Here is a 16,066-nt window from a genome sequence, read left to right as displayed (position 1 = left end):
ACGTTGCCAGGCTGTTATAATATTATTCCGCAGTAGCTCAGTGGTAGAGCTATCGGCTGTTAACCGATCGGTCGTAGGTTCGAGTCCTACCTGCGGAGCCATTTTTATGGAGAGCTGTCCGAGTGGCCGAAGGAGCACGATTGGAAATCGTGTAGGCGGGTAACCCTGTCTCAAGGGTTCAAATCCCTTGCTCTCCGCCATAAATTACTTTTAAAATGGCCCCTTGGTCAAGCGGTTAAGACACCGCCCTTTCACGGCGGTAACACGGGTTCGAATCCCGTAGGGGTCACCATTTGGAGGATTAGCTCAGCTGGGAGAGCATCTGCCTTACAAGCAGAGGGTCGGCGGTTCGATCCCGTCATCCTCCACCATATATTTTTATTATCGCGGGGTGGAGCAACGAGCGTTGCTTCAACGAATAAACTGCGAGTTGTATCAATCGAGCTGCTACTTGAATAAGCTTACTGAGATTGATACAGTCCATGGATACCATGTGCATGGATAAAATCTTATATTTTTATTATCGCGGGGTGGAGCAGTCCGGTAGCTCGTCGGGCTCATAACCCGAAGGTCGCAGGTTCAAATCCTGTCCCCGCAATTTGGTCTGGTAGTTCAGTTGGTTAGAATGCCTGCCTGTCACGCAGGAGGTCGCGGGTTCGAGTCCCGTCCAGACCGCCATTTATAGTGGCTCAGTAGCTCAGTCGGTAGAGCAAAGGACTGAAAATCCTTGTGTCGGCGGTTCGATTCCGTCCTGAGCCACCATTTATTTTTACTGTGCCGATGTAGCTCAATTGGTAGAGCAACTGAATCGTAATCAGTAGGTTGGGGGTTCAATTCCTCTCGTCGGCACCTGAAGCTGACAAAAGCATATTATATGTGGAGGGGTAGCGAAGTGGCTAAACGCGGCGGACTGTAAATCCGCTCCCTCCGGGTTCGGCGGTTCGAATCCGTCCCCCTCCACCATTTATAGGGGTATAGTTTAAAGGTAGAACGAAGGTCTCCAAAACCTTTGGTGTGGGTTCGATTCCTACTACCCCTGCCAACTAATTTTATAGTGGCGATTGTGGCGAAGTGGTTAACGCATCGGATTGTGGTTCCGACATTCGTGGGTTCGATTCCCATCAGTCGCCCCATAAAAAATTTATTGGATATTTTAAATTATTATTTTCTCATTGGGCTATAGCCAAGCGGTAAGGCATCGCACTTTGACTGCGACATGCGTTGGTTCAAATCCAGCTAGCCCAGCCATTTTGCGGAAGTAGTTCAGTGGTAGAACACCACCTTGCCAAGGTGGGGGTCGCGGGTTCGAATCCCGTCTTCCGCTCCATAATATTCGGCGGCATAGCCAAGTGGTAAGGCAGAGGTCTGCAAAACCTTTACCACCGGTTCGAATCCGGTTGCCGCCTCCATATATTATTTGCCAAGTATGGATATGAATAGGTATTTAGATTTCGCCGGGGTGGCGGAACTGGCAGACGCACAGGACTTAAAATCCTGCGGTAGGTGACTACCGTACCGGTTCGATTCCGGTCCTCGGCATTGCTTCAAAAAACATTTTAATACGCCGGTGTGGCGGAATTGGCAGACGCGCACGACTCAAAATCGTGTTCCGTGAGGAGTGTCGGTTCGACCCCGACCACCGGTATCAATCTGTTTGATAAAAAAGTTTTTCACATTCTATGTGGAAAACTTTTTTTGCGTGTTTCCCTTTTTAAGGATAAAACACACTAGTAAGTCAGAAAAATGTCCTTTATAACCGTATGAAGGATAAATCTCATTAGACGAACGGCAAAAAGGTCCTTCATAACCTTTATGAAGGACAAATCTCATTAGACAAACCGAAAAAAAGTCCTTCATAACCCTTATGAAGGACAAATTTCATTAGATTATCAGCGATAATATCCTTCATATGCCGTGGTAAGTGAATATTATTAAAAACCGAGTCAACTGTTAATAATTCTCCCCATATTGCGTAATTCCAAAATAGTCGCTGTTAGCATATCCATTAAATTTAACATCTAAATCATGAAAAACCCGATGAACATCAATTAAGAAATCAATTTTTTCTGTTTCAGATGCATTTTTCAATAACTCTTGAACATGAATGAAATCTGCTCTTAAACCTTTATCCTCAACAGCATTAATTATTTGATTAAGATCCTCTATGTATTCGTTATAATGTTTTTGTAAGACTACAAAACTATACTTCTCGCTTCTTCCCCAACACAACTCATTATTCCAATATTCGTGATTACTAGAGATGTATGTTCCTATATCTGCTTGATATATGTTCGATTGTTCAAGGTGCTGAACTGGCAGTTCTCTAGATATCATAATACTATTTTTAACATAAATAGCAGCAAAACCAATCACAATGCCTAAAAAAAAAGATTAGAGATAATGATCGGCTTTCGTTTGATAGGGCTCACCTCATTAGAGATAATTTATTTTATTGAATATACATTAGCTAATTTTCAGAAAAAAGCCATTTGATTGCTTATATTAATAATCCTTCATTTTTGGAGGGAAATCGACAAATTTCGCAAAAACTACTTGACGCATTAAAAAATACTGTGTATTATTGTAAAGGTCAGTTTACTTATTAAATTGTCATATATAAAAAACATGCGGGTGTAGTTTACTGGTAAAACCTCAGCCTTCCAAGCTGATGTAGTGGGTTCGATTCCCATCACCCGCTCCATACATATTAACTAACGCAGTGTATCGTTACATAAGAGAACGATGCATTGCGTTTTTTTCATTTTATCAAAAAAGAGATACCTTATTGGCAGCCAAGAATTCTGAAGGAAGCGTCTCCTCCATGAATTTGGGTAAACATGTCCATTAATGATTTAGTGAGCTTTTCTGCGTTTTCTTTATCGGTTGATGGACGCAAATAGATAATTTGTATGGCATCTTTCGTATTATATGTTACGAGTGTTCTTTCCGAATCGACAAAAGGACTTCCGAATGGCCCTCCTTGATCAGAAGACAGAATTAACCGCTCTAAGGAATTTTTCCTCCCGTTTAGTCCTATGTATTCCTCACCTGCTTTACCAATCCGGATTTCAATTGACCCTTGTATCAGATCAATGTCATATATTCCGATTGGAACTTGATATTGCAGCGAGAAGAAATTATTGATATCAATGGCACTTTGAACAGAAGAAAGATAGTTTTGCTTTTGTACCCTTCTAAATAAGCTTTCCGCAGAATGACGATAGCGGTTTGGATCCTTACCAGTCTTTTTAAAAATGTTCCGCCATTCCTGTATTCCTGGAAGGCTAGTTACATTGTTTTTTTCTAAATCAAAATAAATGGATTCTTGGAAAAGACGCAGTCTGCCCTTTAGCATTTGTGTAGAATCCCCAACCATGATATTCCTATATTCAATTACCCCTAATTTAAAACCGGGAATTTGTTCCAAGATTTCCGATGATAGCTTAATTTCCAACGTTTCCACCTCCAAAATTCATTGAAAATAGTTTATCATAAATAGATGTGCTACTAAAAATTTAACAACTTAAATAGATGAACTATATTGGAAAGGGGGGAAAATAATGGATGTTAATAAATTGAAAAAAGAACTCATTGCCTATAGCAAAGAAATCGGAATCCAAAAAGTCGGTTTTACGACCGCAGATCCATTTACTGAATTGAAAAACCGTTTAATTAGACAGCAGGAACTTGGCTATCAATCAGGATTTGAGGAGTCCGATATCGAGAAAAGAGTTAGCCCTTCATTACTACTTGAAGAACCCCGTTCAATAATTTCTATTGCCCTAGCCTATCCTTCGAAAATGAAGGAACGTGTGGAAAGTAGGAAGGGTGAGAGAAGAGGGATTTTCAGCAGGGCCTCTTGGGGGCTCGACTATCATAAAATTCTTCGTGACAAGTTGAAAAAGCTGGAGGAATTCATCATAACCAAGGTGCCAGATGCCAGGTTAAAATCAATGGTTGATACTGGAGAGCTTTCAGATCGTGCAGTTGCTGAAAGAGCTGGTATTGGCTGGAGCGGAAAGAACTGTGCGATTATTACCCCGGAATATGGCTCATACGTGTATATAGGTGAAATGATTACAAGTATCCCTTTTGAACCAGACACACCAATAGAAGATCAATGCGGCTCCTGCACAAAGTGTTTAGAAGCCTGCCCTACAGGAGCTTTAGTCCAAGGAGGGCAGATTAATGCCCAGCACTGCATTTCTTTTTTAACGCAGACAAAAGGACTCATACCTGATGAATTTCGAGAAAAGATTGGTAATCGTATATATGGGTGTGATTCCTGTCAAACGGCTTGTCCACATAATAAGGGGAGAAACTTTCATTTTCATGAAGAAATGGAACCGGATCCTGATGTGGCAAAACCATTATTAAAACCTATATTAAAATTAAGCAACCGTGAATTTAAAAATATGTTCGGAGATGCAGCAGGATCATGGAGGGGGAAGAAACCAATTCAGCGAAATGCAATTATTGCGCTTGCTCACTTTAAAGATGAATCAGCAGTATCTGATTTAATTGAAGTATTAGAAAATGAAGCAAGTCCTGTAGCAAGAGGAACGGCTGCTTGGGCTCTTGGGAAAATTGGTGGTAATCATGCATTTTCAGCGTTATTACAGGCAAAAGAAGATGAAATGGATCCCGAAGTTCATGAAGAAATCGATAAAGCCTTGAGTTTTAATAAATAAGAGCAAACCGTTTTGGTTTTGCTCTTTTATAAATTAATTTCTTCTTTCCCTCATATGTATAAAAAGAGAGGGGGGAAAACAATATGCGTGAATTACTCCAAGACCTATTTGAAAAAAGGCTCGATTTATTTGTTTCCGAAAAAAGGAGTAACAAACTATTTTTCCCAAAGGCTGAAAGGAAACAAGCAGCATTTGCAAAAAGGTCTGCTGAAATTGTAAAAATTAATGCCTCGGGTAAAATCATCGAGGAAGCTGTAGACGAGGAATTTCAAGCCTTAAAATACCAAGCTCATTATCAGTATTTAATTAAACAAAAGGGTCTCCTTTATATAGAAGAAGAACTGGAAGAAAGAATTGCTAAGTTTTACAATGGTGCTTTAGTTATGGATGAGGAAGTTAAAGTGCCGATTCATCCTCAAGAACCAACTAAAAAACAAATAAAGCTGGAATTGGATGAACAGGCTGTCCGGCTAAACTATGAATATAATCGCCTAAAGGCTGTCCAATATGCTGAGCGCTGGTGGAATACTTATAATCCTGCCTTTCAAAAATTTGAAAATAATTGTACGAACTATATTTCTCAATGTCTTAGGGCAGGTGAAGCACCAATGAGGGGGCATCCGAACCGGGGAATGGGTTGGTGGTACCAACATACAAATTGGAGCTATAGTTGGGTAGTGGCACATTCACTAAAGAACTATTTAGGCAATTCTAAAAGCGGACTTAGGGCAAGGGAAGTCAGCAGCCCTGACCAGCTGATTTTAGGAGATGTAATTTGCTATGACTTTGAAGGAGACGGCAGGTTCAATCATAATACGATTGTTACAGGTAAGGATGCGTATGGGATGCCTTTAGTGAATGCCAATACCTACAACAGCCGAATGCGGTATTGGGCCTACGAGGATTCCTCCGCATATACTCCGAAGATTAAATATAAGTTTTATTCTATCTTCGATGAATAAGGTTTCTCCTTGGCCGTTAGGAAAGTATAACTTTCCAAAAAGGCATAAGTGCAACTACACCTCTGTCTTCGTCTAACGGCTCGCCACTCGGCGAGTTTTCTTTAAATGGATAAATGATAGTGGTATAATTGCATCTAGAGTTTTAATTCGAGGTGAAATTCGTGTCTATTCATGTAGTCTTATATCAACCACAAATACCTTCTAATACAGGGAACATTGCCCGCACTTGTGCTGGAACAGATACCGCTTTACATTTAATCCGGCCGTTAGGTTTTTCCACAGACGATAAAATGTTAAAGAGAGCAGGCTTGGACTATTGGGAACATGTAAATATTACGTACTATGATTCTTTAGATGAGTTTTATGAAAAAAATACCGGTGGTGAATTTTTCTATATTACGAAATTTGGTGAAAAGCAGTATAGCACCTTTGATTATAGTGATCCGAGCAAAGATTATTATTTTATTTTTGGTCGGGAAACAACGGGTCTTCCAAAGGATGTTATCGAAAGAAATATTGAAACTGCATTGAGAATTCCCATGACTGAAAATATTCGTTCTTTAAATTTATCCAATACTGCGGCAATTCTTATTTATGAAGCTTTACGCCAGCAAAATTATGCACATTTAAAATAATTCGACGAAAAAGGCTGCCAATATCGGCAGCCTTTTTTCATATAAATTATTTATTTGTACCTGGTTTGTCGTTGTAACCTGCAGTGAAAATAGCTGCTAAAAATGCGATCATGACTAAAATAACCATGAATGTATTCATTATATGTAGTGCCCCCTTAATTCATACAATTTTTCATAATGAACATATAGTTTTATTATAGCCTATCTTCAGAAAATGAAAAGTGCAATATTCTTTTTATTGACATAAAAAAGATAGACTGTACAGCAATATGGTTAAGCATGTTCAAAGGGCTAAGTGCATAGAGTATATTAATCGTCTCTGATTAAGCTACAGGGGGAGGGCCTTATGGATATTTTAAAAAAAATCGAGATGCATCGCGAAGAAGAGGAAAAACTGCGTTGGGAAGGTTCGTTCGCTGATTACTTATTGTTGCTAAAGGAAAAGCCATGGGTAGCACAATCTGCACATTCTCGAGTTTATAATATGATCAAGGATGCCGGAATTGAAGAAGTTAAAGGGTCAAAGAAGTACAATTTCTTTAGCAATCAATTATTTGGATTAGAAGCATCACTAGAAAGGCTTGTTGAAGAGTATTTTCATCCCGCAGCCAAAAGACTTGATGTAAGAAAGCGGATTTTACTGTTAATGGGTCCGGTAAGCGGTGGTAAATCAACTCTTGTTACGATGTTAAAAAGAGGTTTAGAAAGTTACTCCCATACGGATAGAGGTTCTGTTTTTGCCATAAAGGGATGTCCAATGCATGAGGATCCGCTGCACTTAATTCCCCATCATTTGCGTGTTGATTTCTATGAGGAGTACGGCATAAGGATTGAAGGGAATCTTTCACCGTTGAACATGATGCGTCTTGAGCAGGAATATGGGGGCAGAATCGAAGATGTTTTAGTGGAGAGAATCTTTTTCTCAGAGGATAAACGAACAGGGATTGGAACCTTTAGTCCTTCCGATCCAAAATCACAGGATATCGCAGATTTAACGGGAAGTATTGATTTTTCAACCATTGCAGAATTTGGTTCTGAATCAGATCCCCGTGCCTATCGTTTCGATGGAGAGCTCAATAAAGCAAACCGCGGGATGATGGAGTTCCAGGAGATGTTAAAATGTGATGAGAAATTCCTCTGGCATTTGCTGTCATTAACCCAAGAAGGGAACTTTAAAGCAGGAAGGTTTGCCTTAATTAGCGCTGATGAGCTAATTGTAGCACATACGAATGAAACGGAGTACCGTTCCTTTATTTCCAATAAGAAAAACGAAGCGCTCCATTCAAGGATTATTGTCATGCCGATTCCATATAATTTAAAGGTTTCACAAGAAGAAAGAATATATGAAAAAATGATTAATGAGAGTGATGTTTCCGATGTCCATATAGCACCGCATACATTAAAGGTGGCTGCGATGTTTACCATTTTAACTCGCTTAAAGGAGCCGAAAAAAGGAGATATTGATTTACTGAAAAAAATGCGCCTTTATGACGGTGAGAGTGTGGAAGGATTTAATACGGCTGATGTTGACGAGCTGAAGCGCGAGTACCCGGATGAAGGTATGAGCGGAATTGACCCGCGTTACGTGATTAACCGTATTTCGTCTACGATTATTCGAAAAGAAGTACCATCCATTAATGCACTTGATGTATTACGGTCATTAAAAGATGGGCTTGACCAACATCCATCGATTACTTCCGAGCTGCGTGACCGCTATATGAATTATATCTCTTTAGCACGAAAAGAGTATGATAATATTGCCAAGAAAGAAGTTCAAAAAGCATTTGTTTATTCGTACGAAGAGTCCGCTAAAACACTTATGGACAATTATCTAGATAATGTGGAGGCCTATTGTAATAAGGCAAAGCTTCGCGACCCACTGACTGGTGAAGAAATTAATCCGGATGAAAAACTAATGCGTTCAATTGAGGAACAGATTGGTATTTCTGAAAATGCCAAAAAGGCCTTTAGAGAAGAGGTATTAATCCGAATTTCAGCTTTCGCAAGGAAAGGCAAACGCTTTGATTATAATTCGCATGACCGGCTTAGGGAAGCCATTCAGAAGAAACTGTTTGCAGATCTTAAGGATGTCGTCAAGATTACTACATCTTCAAAAACACCAGATGAACAGCAATTGAAGAAGATTAATGATGTTGTTGCCCGTTTAATCGATGAACATGGATATAATTCAACATCAGCTAATGAATTACTTCGGTATGTTGGAAGCCTGTTAAATAGGTAGTGAAGGATAGGATTAAAATATGAGGACTGACAGAACGTATCTGTCAGTCTCTTTTTTTCCGATAGGAAAGTATTACTTTTCCTATCTGGTAATAAGTGCTACGGCAGGCTCGCCAATCGGCGAGTTTTCTTAAAAGATAAGAAATTTCGACTTTGAGAATTGTCCAGCACCATTAAAACACGCTTCGGAAGCGATACCTCGCACGAAGGAAAAGTGTTAGCTTTTTCGAGGAGTGCCCAGTAGCGAGAGAACTTCTTGCGCTTTTCTTAATCATTTCAAGGAGGACTCGTCCAACTTTTTAGGCAAGAGCCTAATTGTCGAAATTATTTGTAAATTATTTATCGCTTTTGCATAGGATAAAGTAATCCATCTTTTATTTAATTTTTTTCATTCGCGTTATCTTATGTATTTGCTAAAAAAGTGTGCAGTTTAGACTGTATTCATTAATTTCATAAGGAGGGGTTTATAATGTCAACCGATAACCATCAATTTGTGATTTCTAGAGAAGACTGGTCCCTCCACCGTAAAGGCCACGATGACCAGCAGCGGCATCAGGAAAAAGTCCAAGAGGCAATTCGCAACAATCTACCAGACTTAATTACAGAAGAGAGCATAATTATGTCTAATGGTCGAGATGTGGTAAAAATTCCGATTCGTTCATTAGACGAATATAAAATTCGTTATAATTATGACAAAAACAAACACGTGGGCCAGGGTGACGGTGACAGTCAAGTCGGAGACGTAGTAGCACGTGACGGCTCCAGTGGACAAAAAGGTCCCGGTAAAGGCCAAGGGGCAGGAGATCAAGCTGGAGAAGATTATTTTGAGGCAGAAGTGTCATTAATGGAGCTCGAAGAAGCATTATTTAAGCAATTAGAACTTCCCAATTTAAAGAAAAAAGAGGAGCAAGAAAATCTCGTCGAAAATATTGAATTCAATGATATCAGAAAAACAGGATTAATGGGAAACATTGATAAAAAACGGACAATGATGTCTGCTTTTAAACGAAATGCAATGAGTGGGAAACCGGCATTCCACCCTATTTACAAAGATGATTTAAAATTTAAGACTTGGAATGAAGTGGTTAAACCGGATTCTAAAGCTGTTGTCATTGCGATGATGGATACGAGCGGAAGTATGGGAATATGGGAAAAGTACATGGCCCGCAGCTTTTTCTTCTGGATGACACGCTTTTTAAGAACAAAATACGAGACAGTTGAAATTGAGTTTATTGCGCATCATACTGAGGCAAAAATAGTGACCGAGGAAGACTTCTTCTCGAAAGGAGAAAGCGGTGGAACAATTTGTTCATCCGCCTACCGCAAAGCACTGGAGATCATTGAAACTAAATACAATCCTCGCAAGTTCAACATCTATCCATTCCACTTTTCAGACGGTGATAATCTAACATCGGATAACGCCCGCTGTGTGAAGCTTGTTGAAGAATTAATGAAGGTATCTAACATGTTTGGCTATGGCGAAGTCAACCAATACAATAGGCATTCTACCTTAATGTCAGCCTACAAAAACATCAAGGATGAACATTTCCGTTATTATATTCTTAAGCAAAAAGCAGATGTATTTCATGCAATGAAAAGCTTTTTCCAAAATGAAGAATCACAATTGTATGCTTAACAAAATCGACAGGACTATCTGCCTGTCGATTTTTTTTATTTACCAAATTAATAATTTCGACTTATTTTTTCAGAGAATAAAAGCAGTGATTGTCAAATTGGTTGCGAAAATTGATAAAAGGAAAGAATATTAACATAGTGGTAAAGGAAAAATATCATGAAAGGGAATATGAAAAAGATGAATATAGGATTAATTGGTTTGGGTAAAATGGGCTATAGTTTGGCCTTAAATTTAATGGACCATCAGCATGAGGTTGTTGCATATGATGTAAATAAAACTGCAGTTAAAGGAATATCAGAAAAAGGGGCTCATGGTGTAAGTTCAATATCTGAGCTTACAGCAATCCTTCCATCCCCTAAAGTCATTTGGGTAATGGTACCAGCCGGGGAAGTTACCAACAGTGTGCTTAACGAACTGAAGGAATACTTAGCAGATAGGGATATTGTCATAGAAGGCGGTAACTCACATTATAAGGAATCCATCAAACGGGCAGCAGAATTCTCCGAAAAAGGCATTCATTTTCTCGACGTTGGGACTAGTGGAGGCGTTGAAGGGGCGAGAAATGGCGCTTGTACAATGATTGGCGGGAACAAAGAGGCATTCATTTTAGTAGAAGAAATTTTTAAAGATATTTGCATGGCGAACGGCTACCATTATGCAGGAGAAAGTGGAAGCGGTCATTATCTAAAGATGATACATAATGGCATTGAATATGGGATGATGCAATCGATTGCAGAAGGATTTGAATTACTTGATAAAAGCCCATTTAACTTTGATTACGAAAAGGTTGCACGGGTGTGGAGTAATGGTTCTGTCATCCGATCTTGGCTAATGGAACTTACCGAAAATGCTTTCTCTAAAGATTCAAAGCTTGAAGGAATCAAAGGAATTATGCATTCCTCTGGTGAGGGAAAATGGACGGTTGAAACGGCTTTAGATCTTCAGTCAGCATCCCCAGTTATTACACTGGCTTTAATGATGAGGTACCGATCATTAGAAGAAGATACTTTTTCAGGGAAAGTTGTTTCTGCATTGCGAAATGAATTTGGAGGGCATGGGGTAGTAAGTAAATAAAATATCAATAAATGGATATCTTATAAAAGTGATAGGTGAGTAGCCTGTCATTTTTATTCCGTCAATTGGTATAGACAACTATACTTTTAAAGTGTAAAATAAAGATAGAACCTGAAAGGAAGTTTTGAAAATGACTCAAAAAGATAATCATATTTTACTTAAGGGTATTCGAATTTATTCAGAAGAAAAGATCATTGAAAACGGTTTTATTATAATAAAAAATCAAAAAATAGCAGGACTTGGTACCATGGATGAACCTATTATTGGGGAAGACTTTGAAGTGATTGAAGTTCCTGCACATTTTAACGCGGTGCCTGGTTTTATTGATGTGCATATTCATGGTGTGAATGGTGCGGACACAATGGATGGAACTAAGGAAGCATTGGATACGATGACAGCAACATTGCCAAAAGAAGGAACAACAAGCTTTTTAGCCACTACTATGACCCAAGAAGGCAAACAAATTGAAAATGCATTAATTAATGCAGGTGAATATATCGAAAAGCAGACAGCAAACGGGAATGCTGAAATACTTGGACTACATCTTGAAGGGCCATTTGTGAATCCAAAAAAAGCTGGAGCACAGCCGATTCAGCATATAGTGAATCCAAATCTCGAATTATTTGAAGAGTGGCAAAAACTATCTAATGGAACAATAAAACTTGTCACATTAGCCCCAGAGCAGCCGGGCGGATTAGAAATGATTCGCTATTTAAAGAAAAATGGAATTATCGCATCCCTCGGTCATACTGATGCAACCTATGAACAAGTCGGCGAAGCCATTGAAGCTGGAGCAAATCATGTGACCCATCTTTTTAATCAAATGAGGGGACTGCACCATCGTGAACCTGGTGTGGTTGGCGCAGCATTTTTACGTAAGGAATTAAAAGCAGAAATCATTGTCGATGGTGTACATGTTCATCCGGAGATGGTTAATCTCGCTTACATGAATAAGCAGAGTGATGGATTAATTTTAATCACTGACTCCATGCGTGCTAAATGCTTAAAAAATGGTTTGTATGACCTCGGAGGCCAAGAGGTTACTGTTAAAGATGGAAAGGCAGTCCTTGCTGACGGAACACTCGCCGGCAGTATTTTAAAATTAGGACATGCCGTAAAAAATATTTTGACTTATACAGGATGTTCACTTGAGGAAGCGGTCGAAATGGCATCAGTCAATCCAGCCAAGCAGTTGAATGTGTTTGACAGAAAGGGAAGCATTTCTGTTGGGAAAGACGCAGACATCGTAATCCTTGATGAGAATATGGAAGTCTTTATGACATTTTGCCGGGGAACACTTTCCTATAAAAAGGGGGAAAACTGCCAATGAAAATAATAGAAGTAAAAGATTACAAAGAAATGAGTCAGAAAGCGGCTGAATATATTATTGAAAAGGTTTCCCAAAATCCTAAACTAAAACTGGGACTTGCAACGGGAGGAACTCCTGTAGGAACATACAAAAATTTAATAGAAGATCATCAGAAAAACGGGACTTCTTATCAAAATGTTACCACGTTTAACTTAGATGAATACATTGGTCTATCAGGTGAAAATAAAAATAGTTATCGCCATTTTATGGATGAGAAGTTGTTTAATCATATTGACATCAATAAAAGTAACACAAATATTCCACGTGGAGATTGTAAAGTCATAGAGGAAGAATGCCTTCGTTATGAATCATTACTTGCAAATTATGGCGGTATTGATTTGCAAATTCTTGGAATTGGCAGTAATGGACATATTGGATTTAATGAACCAGGGACAACCTTTACCTCTCAAACACATGTAATCAAATTAGCTCCTTCCACCATTAATGCAAATGCAAGATTTTTTAAAGGTATCGAGGATGTACCGACTAAAGCGATTACTATGGGTATTTCTACCATTATGAAAAGTAAAGAAATTCTTCTTTTAGTTTCTGGTGAAAACAAGAAAGAAGCAATGGGTAAACTTTTGAATGGAAAAGTATCAGAAAGTTTTCCTGCCTCCGTGTTGAAAAATCATCCGTGTGTTACAATTATTGCTGATAAAGCAGCAATTTCAGGTTTAAAGAGTCACTGTCAATAATTTTTAGGCAGCCAGACAAAATCAGTAAATAAAATTAAAACCTGTAATTGTTAAGTTTAATTAGAAGGGTGTAAATAAGGAGAATGATAAACAAGAATTCCCCCATTCCACTTTATTATCAGCTAGAGGAACATATTAAAGGGTTAATTGAAAATGGTGAGTTGAGCCCTGGTGATGCACTTCCTCCAGAAAGAGAATATGCTGAAAAATATCAAATTAGCCGGATGACTGTCAGACAGGCCTTTACCCAGCTAGTTAATGAAGGTTATTTATACCGGCTGCAAGGAAAGGGCACATTTGTTGCTGAGCGAAAAATTGAACAACCTCTCCAAGGACTAACCAGCTTTACAGAAGATATGAAAGCTAGAGGATTAACTCCAAGTAATAAACTTATTAAGTTTGAAATTATTCCTGCTATAAGTCAGATTGCTGGTCAATTAAAGATTTCTGAATATGAGCCGGTTTATGAAATTAAACGGATCCGCTTAGCGGATGGTGTCCCGATGGCATTAGAAACCAATTATATTTCAGCGAATCTGATTAAGGGGCTAACAGTACAAATTGCAAATCAATCTTTATACGGTCATATCGAAGAACATTTAAACTTACGCATCGATAGCGCTTCGCAGGTAATTGAGTCGTCTAGCGCTAGTCAAAATGAGGCAAAACTTTTAAAAATTGCAAATGGGGCACCTGTTATGCATATCCAAAGGAATACGTATCTGCATGACGATACTCCTGTTGAATTTGTGAAATCTGTTTACCGTGCAGACCGTTATAAATTCATGATTCAAATGAAACGATAACTAATCTTGAGGATGATTTTATATGTTCGATCTCTATTTTCAAAAGCTAAAGGAGTTAATAAATACTGTTGAAAAAGCTGAAAATGAGAACCTTACAACAGCTGCTATTAAAATTGCCCAGTGCATTCAAAGGGATGGGATTGTTCATGTTTTTGGCTGCGGCCACTCCCATATGCTTGGAGAAGAGCTTTTTTACAGGGCAGGAGGTCTTGCATCAATTAACCCTATTCTTATAGAAGATTTAATGCTCCATAAAGGCGCAGTACGCTCATCACAATTTGAACAGAAAAATGATTTTGCCAAAGAATTCTTAGGTGATATGAAAATTCTACCTGAAGATGTGGTAATTGTGGTGTCAACATCGGGCAGGAACCCTGTTCCGATTGACGTAGCAGAATTTGCTAAAAAACAGGGTGCTTTTGTTATTGCCATTACATCATTAGTTTATTCAAAAAGTGTTTCTTCAAGGCACACAAGCGGAAAATTTCTTTCTGACGCTGCTGATCTTGCAATTGATAATCATATTAGGATTGGCGATGCATTAATGGAGCATGAATTACTGGACGTTTCCTTTGGTTCCGGGTCAACTGTAATCGGGACAGCTATTGTCAACGGAATAATGGTGGAATCCGTAAAGATCATGATTGAAAACAACTTTACTCCTCCCATTTTTAAAAGCAGTAATGCAGATGGGGCAGAAGAACATAATCGGAAATTAATCAATAAATATAAAGGCAGAATTCCGTTACTGGAAAGTTAATTATAAAAAACAGATGCACATGCACCTGTTTTTTTTTGCTCATAAAGCCTTTTTCTTTCGGTACAGTCGGATATTACCACAAATAACTTTATTGAAAAGATGAAAAATAAAAAGGCAAGAGAAATTTTTTCAAAAAGGGGGTATTTCAATTGATAAAAAAACCAGTTGGTTTACTTTTAACAGCATGCCTTACAATGGGACTTGCTGCTTGTAATAACAATGATAAAAATCAAATAAATGACAAGACTACAAACCAGGTAGGAATGAATACAACCAACAGGAACTATCCTTATTTTAACGTGGGAAATGGAAGAGATGACGGTATTGACCATAATGGTCCACTTACCGAGGATTATACGAATCGTAACAACAGTGAAAGTGATTTAGATGTTAATCTATATAATGATCAGCGTAAAACAAGAAAAAATAATCGGGACATGATTTCTGCGTATCAAACATCTTTAAACAGTGATCAATATCCTCATACAAGAGCGATATTAATCCAAGATGCAAAATATCAGTATACTACCATAGATCCTAGTAAAGGCAATGGATTTCAGTTCGGTCAACAAGGGCAGCCATATATACAGCAGCAAACACCGATTGCAAAAGCACCAGTACCGGCACCAGCGCCGCAGCAAACTCAACCGGCAGTACCGGCACCGGCACCACAGCAAACTCAGCCAACGGCACCAGCACCACAGACAAAACCGGCACCAAAACCAGCACCAAAACCAGCTGCTCCAACACAAAATATTGCACCAACTACTGGAACAGTCAGCCAATATGTACAACAAGTGATCAATTTAACAAATGCACAACGGAGTAAAAACGGGCTTCCTGCATTAAAAGCGGATACCCAGCTTAATGGTATTGCTCAGAAAAAGTCAGTGGATATGCAGCAAAAGAATTACTTTTCACATACAAGCCCAACTTATGGATCTCCGTTCGATATGATGAGAGATTTTGGTGTTACCTATAAATCCGCAGGTGAGAATATCGCCCAAGGTCAAAGGACTCCACAGGAAGTCGTAACTTCCTGGATGAACAGTGAAGGTCATCGTAAAAACATTTTAAGTTCAAATTTTACTCATATCGGGGTAGGATTTGAAGAGACTGGGAAACACTGGACGCAAATGTTTATAGGGAAGTAATAAATAATAGGTACTGATTAGCAGGAAAATAAGAAAAATG

Annotated in this window: 13 protein-coding genes and 17 tRNA genes; 28 read left to right on the top strand and 2 right to left on the bottom strand. The window is 38.8% G+C overall.

Annotation, left to right across the window (positions count from 1 at the left end; genetic code table 11):
* Window positions 1-26: 26 nt before the first annotated feature.
* The 16 genes from V7150_RS21720 to V7150_RS21645 all read left to right on the top strand — a co-directional run bounded on the left by V7150_RS21720 (window position 27) and on the right by V7150_RS21645 (window position 1,645).
* A tRNA-Asn gene (locus tag V7150_RS21720) sits at window positions 27-101 on the top strand.
* A gap of 7 nt (window positions 102-108) precedes the next feature.
* A tRNA-Ser gene (locus V7150_RS21715) sits at window positions 109-200 on the top strand.
* Between the two features lie 17 nt (window positions 201-217).
* Window positions 218-292 (top strand) — tRNA-Glu (locus V7150_RS21710).
* Window positions 293-295: 3 nt separating this feature from the next.
* Window positions 296-371 (top strand) — tRNA-Val (locus tag V7150_RS21705).
* 153 nt (window positions 372-524) lie between these two features.
* Window positions 525-598, top strand: a tRNA-Met gene (locus tag V7150_RS21700).
* Between the two features lie 3 nt (window positions 599-601).
* Window positions 602-678, top strand: a tRNA-Asp gene (locus V7150_RS21695).
* 8 nt (window positions 679-686) lie between these two features.
* A tRNA-Phe gene (locus V7150_RS21690) sits at window positions 687-762 on the top strand.
* Between the two features lie 14 nt (window positions 763-776).
* A tRNA-Thr gene (locus V7150_RS21685) sits at window positions 777-849 on the top strand.
* Window positions 850-878: 29 nt separating this feature from the next.
* Window positions 879-963, top strand: a tRNA-Tyr gene (locus V7150_RS21680).
* A 5-nt stretch (window positions 964-968) separates the two neighbouring features.
* Window positions 969-1,042 (top strand) — tRNA-Trp (locus V7150_RS21675).
* A 15-nt stretch (window positions 1,043-1,057) separates the two neighbouring features.
* Window positions 1,058-1,133: transfer RNA gene (locus tag V7150_RS21670), tRNA-His, on the top strand.
* Between the two features lie 40 nt (window positions 1,134-1,173).
* A tRNA-Gln gene (locus V7150_RS21665) sits at window positions 1,174-1,248 on the top strand.
* A 4-nt stretch (window positions 1,249-1,252) separates the two neighbouring features.
* A tRNA-Gly gene (locus V7150_RS21660) sits at window positions 1,253-1,327 on the top strand.
* Window positions 1,328-1,335: 8 nt separating this feature from the next.
* Window positions 1,336-1,409 (top strand) — tRNA-Cys (locus tag V7150_RS21655).
* 44 nt (window positions 1,410-1,453) lie between these two features.
* Window positions 1,454-1,539, top strand: a tRNA-Leu gene (locus V7150_RS21650).
* A 24-nt stretch (window positions 1,540-1,563) separates the two neighbouring features.
* Window positions 1,564-1,645: transfer RNA gene (locus V7150_RS21645), tRNA-Leu, on the top strand.
* 305 nt (window positions 1,646-1,950) lie between these two features.
* On the opposite strand, the gene V7150_RS21640 is transcribed toward V7150_RS21645, so the two are convergent.
* Entirely contained in the window at window positions 1,951-2,373 is a 423-nt protein-coding gene (locus tag V7150_RS21640; protein WP_335522394.1) for a hypothetical protein, read from the bottom strand.
* Window positions 2,374-2,627: 254 nt separating this feature from the next.
* On the opposite strand from V7150_RS21640, the gene V7150_RS21635 reads away from it, so the two are divergent.
* A tRNA-Gly gene (locus V7150_RS21635) sits at window positions 2,628-2,701 on the top strand.
* A gap of 81 nt (window positions 2,702-2,782) precedes the next feature.
* On the opposite strand, the gene V7150_RS21630 is transcribed toward V7150_RS21635, so the two are convergent.
* Entirely contained in the window at window positions 2,783-3,454 is a 672-nt protein-coding gene (locus V7150_RS21630; protein WP_335522393.1) for a B3/B4 domain-containing protein, read from the bottom strand.
* A gap of 106 nt (window positions 3,455-3,560) precedes the next feature.
* Here V7150_RS21630 and queG point away from each other — a divergent pair, with 106 nt between their 5' ends.
* The 11 genes from queG to V7150_RS21575 all read left to right on the top strand — a co-directional run bounded on the left by queG (window position 3,561) and on the right by V7150_RS21575 (window position 16,026).
* Window positions 3,561-4,691 (top strand): tRNA epoxyqueuosine(34) reductase QueG, encoded by a 1,131-nt coding sequence (queG, locus tag V7150_RS21625; RefSeq protein ID WP_335522391.1) that lies wholly within the window; start codon window positions 3,561-3,563, stop codon window positions 4,689-4,691.
* A gap of 83 nt (window positions 4,692-4,774) precedes the next feature.
* The gene (locus V7150_RS21620; RefSeq protein ID WP_335522389.1) at window positions 4,775-5,653 is read left to right on the top strand and encodes an amidase domain-containing protein; all 879 of its coding nucleotides are present in this window, start codon (window positions 4,775-4,777) and stop codon (window positions 5,651-5,653) included.
* A 161-nt stretch (window positions 5,654-5,814) separates the two neighbouring features.
* Window positions 5,815-6,288 carry a tRNA (uridine(34)/cytosine(34)/5-carboxymethylaminomethyluridine(34)-2'-O)-methyltransferase TrmL gene (gene trmL, locus V7150_RS21615; RefSeq protein WP_335522386.1) on the top strand — a complete coding sequence of 158 codons (474 nt, stop codon included), beginning with the start codon at window positions 5,815-5,817 and terminating at the stop codon, window positions 6,286-6,288.
* A gap of 346 nt (window positions 6,289-6,634) precedes the next feature.
* Window positions 6,635-8,530 carry a PrkA family serine protein kinase gene (locus V7150_RS21610; protein WP_283922109.1) on the top strand — a complete coding sequence of 632 codons (1,896 nt, stop codon included), beginning with the start codon at window positions 6,635-6,637 and terminating at the stop codon, window positions 8,528-8,530.
* Window positions 8,531-8,998: 468 nt separating this feature from the next.
* Complete coding sequence (gene yhbH, locus V7150_RS21605) at window positions 8,999-10,165, top strand: sporulation protein YhbH (protein WP_335522383.1); 1,167 nt, start codon at window positions 8,999-9,001, stop codon at window positions 10,163-10,165.
* Between the two features lie 156 nt (window positions 10,166-10,321).
* A complete protein-coding gene (gnd, locus tag V7150_RS21600; protein ID WP_335522381.1) occupies window positions 10,322-11,239 on the top strand; it encodes a phosphogluconate dehydrogenase (NAD(+)-dependent, decarboxylating) in 918 nt (305 codons plus the stop codon).
* Between the two features lie 130 nt (window positions 11,240-11,369).
* Window positions 11,370-12,569 carry an N-acetylglucosamine-6-phosphate deacetylase gene (gene nagA / locus V7150_RS21595; RefSeq protein ID WP_335522379.1) on the top strand — a complete coding sequence of 400 codons (1,200 nt, stop codon included), beginning with the start codon at window positions 11,370-11,372 and terminating at the stop codon, window positions 12,567-12,569.
* Window positions 12,566-13,306: a glucosamine-6-phosphate deaminase gene (nagB, locus tag V7150_RS21590; protein ID WP_335522377.1), complete on the top strand. Its 741-nt coding sequence runs from the start codon at window positions 12,566-12,568 to the stop codon at window positions 13,304-13,306. The genes nagA and nagB overlap by 4 nt, the downstream gene beginning before the upstream one ends.
* An 83-nt stretch (window positions 13,307-13,389) precedes the next feature.
* The gene (locus V7150_RS21585) at window positions 13,390-14,112 is read left to right on the top strand and encodes a GntR family transcriptional regulator (protein WP_335522375.1); all 723 of its coding nucleotides are present in this window, start codon (window positions 13,390-13,392) and stop codon (window positions 14,110-14,112) included.
* A 22-nt stretch (window positions 14,113-14,134) separates the two neighbouring features.
* Window positions 14,135-14,872, top strand: a complete 738-nt coding sequence (locus V7150_RS21580; protein WP_335522373.1) for an SIS domain-containing protein — start codon at window positions 14,135-14,137, stop codon at window positions 14,870-14,872.
* Between the two features lie 149 nt (window positions 14,873-15,021).
* Entirely contained in the window at window positions 15,022-16,026 is a 1,005-nt protein-coding gene (locus V7150_RS21575) for a CAP domain-containing protein (RefSeq protein ID WP_420490317.1), read from the top strand.
* Window positions 16,027-16,066 lie beyond the last annotated feature (40 nt).

It is taken from the genome of Neobacillus drentensis (assembly GCF_036965245.1).
In the GTDB taxonomy this organism is placed as follows: domain Bacteria; phylum Bacillota; class Bacilli; order Bacillales; family Cytobacillaceae; genus Neobacillus; species Neobacillus drentensis_G.
The sequence above is the reverse complement of the archived record's forward strand: the minus strand, read 5'-3'. Positions and strand labels throughout refer to the sequence as shown.

Excerpts from the sequence above, each read along its gene's own strand:
- queG (WP_335522391.1), top strand. The coding sequence starts at position 3,561 with ATGGATGTTAATAAATTGAAAAAAGAACTCATTGCCTATAGCAAAGAA.
- V7150_RS21620 (WP_335522389.1), top strand. The coding sequence starts at position 4,775 with ATGCGTGAATTACTCCAAGACCTATTTGAAAAAAGGCTCGATTTATTT.
- V7150_RS21610 (WP_283922109.1), top strand. The coding sequence starts at position 6,635 with ATGGATATTTTAAAAAAAATCGAGATGCATCGCGAAGAAGAGGAAAAA.
- yhbH (WP_335522383.1), top strand. The coding sequence starts at position 8,999 with ATGTCAACCGATAACCATCAATTTGTGATTTCTAGAGAAGACTGGTCC.
- gnd (WP_335522381.1), top strand. The coding sequence starts at position 10,322 with ATGAAAGGGAATATGAAAAAGATGAATATAGGATTAATTGGTTTGGGT.
- nagA (WP_335522379.1), top strand. The coding sequence starts at position 11,370 with ATGACTCAAAAAGATAATCATATTTTACTTAAGGGTATTCGAATTTAT.
- nagB (WP_335522377.1), top strand. The coding sequence starts at position 12,566 with ATGAAAATAATAGAAGTAAAAGATTACAAAGAAATGAGTCAGAAAGCG.
- V7150_RS21585 (WP_335522375.1), top strand. The coding sequence starts at position 13,390 with ATGATAAACAAGAATTCCCCCATTCCACTTTATTATCAGCTAGAGGAA.
- V7150_RS21580 (WP_335522373.1), top strand. The coding sequence starts at position 14,135 with ATGTTCGATCTCTATTTTCAAAAGCTAAAGGAGTTAATAAATACTGTT.